Consider the following 6,240-nt stretch of genomic DNA (forward strand, 5'->3'; position numbering starts at 1 on the left):
CCAGTACGGCGGCCGCGACGGCAAGTTGGGTCAGCTTCATGGCGTTGTCTCCTTGTGGTTGGGTGGTTGCGTAGCGCGGGAAGGAATCGGACATCAGTGCGGGAAGGGCCACACGCGCATCTTCTGCTTGCCGGTGGACCACAGCTTGGCCAGGCCGTGGGGTTCCACGATCAGGAACCACACGATCAGGGCGCCGAAGATCATGAACTCGGCGTGCGAGAGGCCGGCCGTGGAGATTTCCAAGCCGAACAGGGAGAACAGCGGCGGCAGCAGCTGGTTCAGCAGGATGGGCAGTACCACGATGAAGGCTGCGCCGAAGAAGCTGCCCATGATGGAGCCCAGGCCGCCGATGATGACCATGAACAGCAGGCGCAGCGAGACCTCCACCGAGAAGGCCGCCGGCTCCCAGGCGCCCAGGTGCACGAAGGCCCACAGCGCGCCGGCCACGCCGATGATGAAGGAGCTGACCGCGAAGGCGGAGAGCTTGGCGTACATCGGCCGGATGCCGATCACCGCAGCCGCCACGTCCATGTCGCGGATGGCCATCCACTCGCGGCCGATGGCGCCGCGCACCAGGTTCTTGGCCAGCAGGGCGATCACCACCAGCAGCGCCAGGCAGAACAGGTATTTGGACAGGGCGCTCTCCAGCGGCATGCCCAGCACCTGCAGCTGGCTCACCGAGACGGAGCCCGAGTCCGAGTTGTTGGTGAACCACTTGATGCGCAGGAACATCCAGTCGCTGAAGAACTGGGCGGCCAGCGTGGCCACGGCGAGGTACAGGCCCTTGACGCGCAGGCTGGGCAGCCCGAACAGGATGCCGAAGAAGGTGGCGCACAGGCCGCCCAGGATCAGCGCGGGGATGAGGGGCATGCCGGGGAAGCGCACGAAGAAGTTGAAGGCCCCGTAGGCGCCCACCGCCATGAAGGCGCCCGAACCCAGCGAGATCTGCCCGCAGTAGCCCACCAGGATGTTCACGCCCAGGGCGGCCATGGACATGATGACCAGCGGGATCAGGATGGCGCGGTACAGGTAGTCGCTGGCCAGCAGCGGCACCAGCACGAAGGCCGCTGCCAGCAGCACCAGCACCGCGATGCGGTCCTGGGCAATGGGGAAGATCTGCTGGTCGGCGCGGTAGCTCGTCTTGAACTGGCCGTTCTCACGATAAAACATGGAATCTCCTCAATCGTTGCGACGGCCTGTCACACGCGGTCAATGATTTTTTCCCCGAAGAGACCCTGGGGACGGAACAGCAGGAAGACGAGCGCCAGCACGTAGGCGAACCAGATCTCGATGCCTCCGCCCACGAACGGGCCCAGGTACACCTCCGAGAGCTTCTCCCCCACGCCGATGATCAGGCCGCCGATGATGGCGCCGGGCACCGAGGTCAGGCCGCCCAGGATCACCACCGGCAGGGCGCGCAGCGCCACGGTGGTGAGCGAGAACTGCACGCCCAGCTTGGAGCCCCAGATCATCCCGGCCACCAGGGCCACGACGCCGGCCACGCACCAGACGATGACCCAGATGCGGTTGAGCGGAATGCCGATGGACTGGGCGGCCTGGTGGTCGTCGGCCACGGCGCGCAGGGCTCGGCCGGTCTTGGTCTTCTGGAAGAAGATGCTCAGCAGCAGCACCAGCGTCGCGGCGATGCCGGCAGCGATCACGTCCTCCTTGTTCACCAGGACGCCGCCCTGGAACATGGATTCGAACAGGAACACCGGATCCTTGGGCATGCCCACGTCGATCTTGTAGATGTCGCTGCCGAAAATCGTCTGGCCTACGCCTTCGAGGAAGTAGGTGATGCCCAGCGTGGCCATGAGCAGCGTCGCGCCTTCCTGGTTCACGAGATGGCGCAGCACCAGGCGTTCGATCAGCCAGGCCACGGCAAACATGAACACGCCCGCGATCACGAAGGCCGCGAGATTGGCCACGATGGCGTTGTCGATACCGGTCCACTTGGGGATCCACTCGGAGAAGCGCGCCATCGCCAGGGCTGCGAACAGCACCATGGCGCCCTGGGCGAAGTTGAAGACGCCCGAAGCCTTGAAGATCAGCACGAAGCCCAGGGCCACGAGCGAATACAGCATGCCGGCCATCAGGCCGCCGATCAATGTTTCAAGAAAGAATGCCATTTGCTTGTCTCCCGCCTCAGTGGCTGGTGCCCAGGTAGGCGCGGATCACGTCTTCGTTGTTGCGGACTTCGTCCGGCGCGCCGTCGCCAATCTTCTTGCCGTAGTCCAGGACCACGACACGGTCGGAGATGTCCATCACCACGCCCATGTCGTGCTCGATCAGCACGATCGTGGTGCCGAACTCGTCGTTCACGTCGAGGATGAAGCGGCACATGTCCTGCTTCTCTTCCACGTTCATGCCGGCCATGGGTTCATCGAGCAGCAGCACCTGCGGCTCCATGGCCAGGGCGCGCCCTAAGTCCACGCGCTTTTGCAGGCCGTAGGGCAATTGGCCCACGGGGGTCTTGCGGTGCGCCTGGATCTCCAGGAAGTCGATGATGTGCTCGACGAACTCGCGGTGGCGGATTTCCTCTTTTTCCGCCGGGCCGATGCGCAGCGCCTGCAGGAACAGGTTGCTTTTGATCTTCAGGTTGCGCCCGGTCATGATGTTGTCGATCACGCTCATGCCCTTGAACAGCGCCAGGTTCTGGAAGGTGCGCGCCACCCCCATCTCCGCCACCTGGCGGCTGTTCATGTGCGAGAAGGTCTTGCCGCGGAAGGTGATCGAGCCTTCGGAAGGGGTGTAGACGCCGTTGATGCAGTTGAGCATCGAGCTCTTGCCGGCGCCGTTGGGGCCGATGATCGAGCGGATCTCGTGCTCGCGCACGTCGAACGAGATGTCCGTGAGCGCCTTCACGCCGCCAAAGCGCAGGCTGATGTTCTTGACGTCGAGGATGACGTCGCCGATTTTCTTGCTGGTCATGGGTGCACTTGCCTCGTGGGGCCTCAGGCGGCTGCCTGCGTGGCCGGGTAGGTCTTGGCGTCGACGATCTTCAGGGTGGCGCTGACGCTGCCGGTGCGTCCGTCCTCGAACTTGACCTGGGTCTCGATGAACTGCTCGGACCGGCCCGCATACAGCGCGTCGACCAGCACGCCGTACTTGTCGGCGATGAAGCCGCGGCGCACCTTGCGCGTGCGCGTCAGCTCGTCGTCGTCCGGGTCGAGCTCCTTGTGCAGCACCAGGAAGCGCGCCACCTGGGTGTCGGCCATGCCCGGCTCGCTCGCCAGGTCGGCGTTCACCTTGGCAACGCACTCGGCCATCAGCTCCAGCACCTGGGGCTTGGAGGCGAGGTCCACGTAGCCACCGTAGGGAATGCCCTGGCGCTCGGCCCAGTTGCCCACGGCCTCGTAGTCGATGTTCAGGAAGGCGCAGACCCGGTCCCGGCCGTTGCCGAAGCACACGGCTTCCTTGATGTGCGGGAAGAACTTGAGCTTGTTCTCGATGTAGTTGGGCGCGAACATGGCGCCGCTGGCCATCTTGCCCACGTCCTTGGCGCGGTCGATGATGCGCAGCTGCCCCTGCGCGTCGATCAGGCCGGCGTCGCCGGTCTTGAAGTAGCCGTTCTCGTCGAACACCTCGGCGGTGGCGTCGGGGCGCTTGTAGTATTCCTTGAGCAGCGACACGCCCTTGACCAGCACTTCGCCGCTGTCGGCGATCTTCAGCTCGATCCCCGGCGCGGCCTGGCCGACGCTGGCCAGCTCCACCTGCCCGTCGCGCTGCAGGCAGACATAGGCGCAGGTCTCGGTCTGGCCATAGAGCTGCTTGAGGTTGATGCCGATCGAGCGAAAGAAGCGAAACAGGTCCGGCCCGATGGCCGCGCCCGCCGTGTAGGCCACGCGGATGCGCGACAGGCCCATGACGTTGCGCAGCGGCCCATAGATGGCCAGGTCCGCCAGCTTGTACTTGAGGCGGTCGAGCGCGCCGACCGGCTTGCCGTCCAGGATGTCGGAGCCGACGCGGCGCGCCAGCTGCATGCACTGGTCGAACAGCCAGCGCTTCGGGCGCGCGGCGTCTTCCATGCGGATCGACACCGAGGTCAGCATGCCCTCGAAGATGCGCGGCGGCGCGAAGTAGTAGCTCGGCCCGATCTCGCGCATGTCGATGGCCACCGTGCCCGCCGATTCCGGGCAATTGATGGTGAAGCCCGCCACGACCCACTGGGCAAAGGAAAACAGGTGGTCGCCCACCCAGGCCGGCGGCAGGTACGACAGCACGTCGTCCTGCGGGCCCAGGCGGTCCACCTCGATGCCGCCCTGGGCGGAGCCGATGAAGGCCGCGTGCGTCAGGCACACGCCCTTGGGCTTGCCGGTGGTGCCGGAGGTGTAGAGGATGACGGAGACGTCGTCCGGCTGGACGCTGGCGAGCATGGACTCCCACACGCCCGGGTTGGCGCGGTCCCATTCGGCGCCGCGCGCGACCAGCTGGGCGGTGCTGATCAGGCCCGGCTGGTCGTAGTTGCGCAGCCCGCGCGGGTCGTCGTAGATGATGTGGCGGATGCCGGGCACGCTCTCGCGCACTTCCAGCAGCTTGTCCACCTGCTCCTGGTTCTCGGCGAAGGCGAAGTGGACGTCGGCGTCCTGGATGACGAAGGCCATTTCGGCGGCGACCGCGTCCTGGTACAGCGGAATCGGCACGCCGCCCACGCTCTGCACCGCCAGGAAACCCATGTAGACATGGGGCCGGTTGTCGCTGATCAGGGCCAGGTTCTGCCCGCGCGCGAAACCGAGCGACAGCAGCCCACAGGCCATGTGGCGCACCTCGGTGGCGGCGGCCTGCCAGGACCAGGTCTGCCAGATGCCGTATTCCTTCTCGCGCAGGGCCGGCGCGTCGGGGCGCTCGCTCGCCTGGCGCAGCAGCAGGTGGGGGAATGTGCTTTTCATTCCGACTCCTCGGGGTTCGTGGATCGGCAGCCCGGCTTCGCGTGCGATGCGCGGGCCGTCTGGCTGCATGTTTGAAACGAATGGTAGAAGCGTGTTTGACGTCATATAGTCTTTGTGACGACAATCTCGGGGTTTGTCCTCAGGGGTCAAACCCTTAGGGGCCCTCCCGGGCCGTGTCCGGGCGTGCAGCCGCCTGGCCGCAGCCCGGGCATCGTGGTATTCCCGCAGGCCGCAGCGCCCGGTTTGGCGGCAAGCTCGCGTCCCATGAGCCACGACGCTTCCCTGCACCAGCGCCGCCGCCCCCCCACCGCCGCCGAGCTGGCCGGCATTCCCTGGCTGGCGCAGCTGCAGCCGGCCGAGCGCGAGCGGGCGGCGGCCGCGCTCGTGGTGGGCGATGCCCGAGCCGGCGACTACGTGTGTCGCGTGGGCCGCCCGGTGACCTACTGGTTCGGTGTGGTGGAGGGGCTGCTCAAGATGAGCACCGACAACGCCGACGGGCTGACCATGACCTTCACCGGCGTGCCGCCCGGCGGCTGGTTCGGAGAAGGCACGGCGGTCAAGCGCGAGCCCTACCGCTACAACATCCAGGCGCTGCGCAAGAGCGTGGTGGCGGGCCTGCCGATCGACACCTTCCACTGGCTGCTGGACCACTCCATCGGCTTCAACCGCTTCATCATGAACCAGCTCAACGAACGGCTGGGGCAGTTCATCGGCGCGCGCGAGATCGACCGGCTGGGCCGTCCGGATCTGCGGGTGGCGCGCAGCCTGGCGGCACTGTTCAATCCGGTGCTCTATCCGGGATTGGGCGATGTGCTGCGCATCACGCAGCAGGAGCTCGCCTACCTCGTGGGGCTGTCGCGCCAGCGGGTGAACGAGGCGCTGGCCTTCCTGGAGGCGCAGGGCGCCATCCGCGTGGAGTACGGGGGCCTGCGCGTGCTGGATCTGCAGGCCCTGCGCACCAGCCTCTTTCCGCACGAGGGCGCCGCCGGCCCCGGGCGGGGGCGCAAGCGGCGCAAGGCGGATGGGGCGCTGCCTGCGCACCGCGAGCCGGCCGCCCTGATCTGAGCGGCGGCGGCCCGGCGTCGGCCGCGCGACAATAGTGCGCATGTCCGACCGGCCCTCTCCTCCTGCGCCCGCTTCTCCCGTCCCTCGCGCCCGCCCGCGCCTGAGCCTGAGTGCAGCGCCCCGGCCGGCGAGCGCGCCGGCGTCCGGCCGCGCCCGGTCGTCCCGCCCCGCGGCGCCGCAGGGCGCGCAGGTGCCCGCGGGTGCCCAGCGCCTGAACAAGCGCATGGCGGAGCTCGGCCTGTGCTCGCGCCGCGAGGCGGACGAGTGGATCGCGCGCGGCTGGGGG

General features: G+C 67.2%; 5 protein-coding genes. 1 reads left to right on the forward strand and 4 read right to left on the reverse strand.

What is annotated here, in order from left to right; genetic code table 11:
• Window positions 1-93 precede the first annotated feature (93 nt).
• Genes A612_RS12515 through A612_RS12530 form a run of 4 tightly spaced genes read right to left on the reverse strand, consistent with a single transcriptional unit; the run spans window position 94 to window position 4,889 of the window.
• Window positions 94-1,170 carry a branched-chain amino acid ABC transporter permease gene (locus A612_RS12515; RefSeq protein ID WP_019374811.1) on the reverse strand — a complete coding sequence of 359 codons (1,077 nt, stop codon included), beginning with the start codon at window positions 1,168-1,170 and terminating at the stop codon, window positions 94-96.
• 29 nt (window positions 1,171-1,199) lie between these two features.
• Window positions 1,200-2,129 carry a branched-chain amino acid ABC transporter permease gene (locus A612_RS12520; RefSeq protein WP_040436825.1) on the reverse strand — a complete coding sequence of 310 codons (930 nt, stop codon included), beginning with the start codon at window positions 2,127-2,129 and terminating at the stop codon, window positions 1,200-1,202.
• Between the two features lie 16 nt (window positions 2,130-2,145).
• A complete protein-coding gene (locus A612_RS12525; RefSeq protein WP_019374813.1) occupies window positions 2,146-2,931 on the reverse strand; it encodes an ABC transporter ATP-binding protein in 786 nt (261 codons plus the stop codon).
• 23 nt (window positions 2,932-2,954) lie between these two features.
• Window positions 2,955-4,889, reverse strand: coding sequence for an AMP-dependent synthetase/ligase (locus tag A612_RS12530; protein WP_019374814.1), 1,935 nt, complete (start codon window positions 4,887-4,889; stop codon window positions 2,955-2,957).
• A 264-nt stretch (window positions 4,890-5,153) separates the two neighbouring features.
• On the opposite strand from A612_RS12530, the gene A612_RS12535 reads away from it, so the two are divergent.
• Complete coding sequence (locus A612_RS12535) at window positions 5,154-5,954, forward strand: Crp/Fnr family transcriptional regulator (protein WP_019374815.1); 801 nt, start codon at window positions 5,154-5,156, stop codon at window positions 5,952-5,954.
• Window positions 5,955-6,240 lie beyond the last annotated feature (286 nt).

The organism is Melaminivora alkalimesophila (genome assembly GCF_000282995.1).
Taxonomy (GTDB): Bacteria; Pseudomonadota; Gammaproteobacteria; order Burkholderiales; family Burkholderiaceae_C; genus Melaminivora; species Melaminivora alkalimesophila.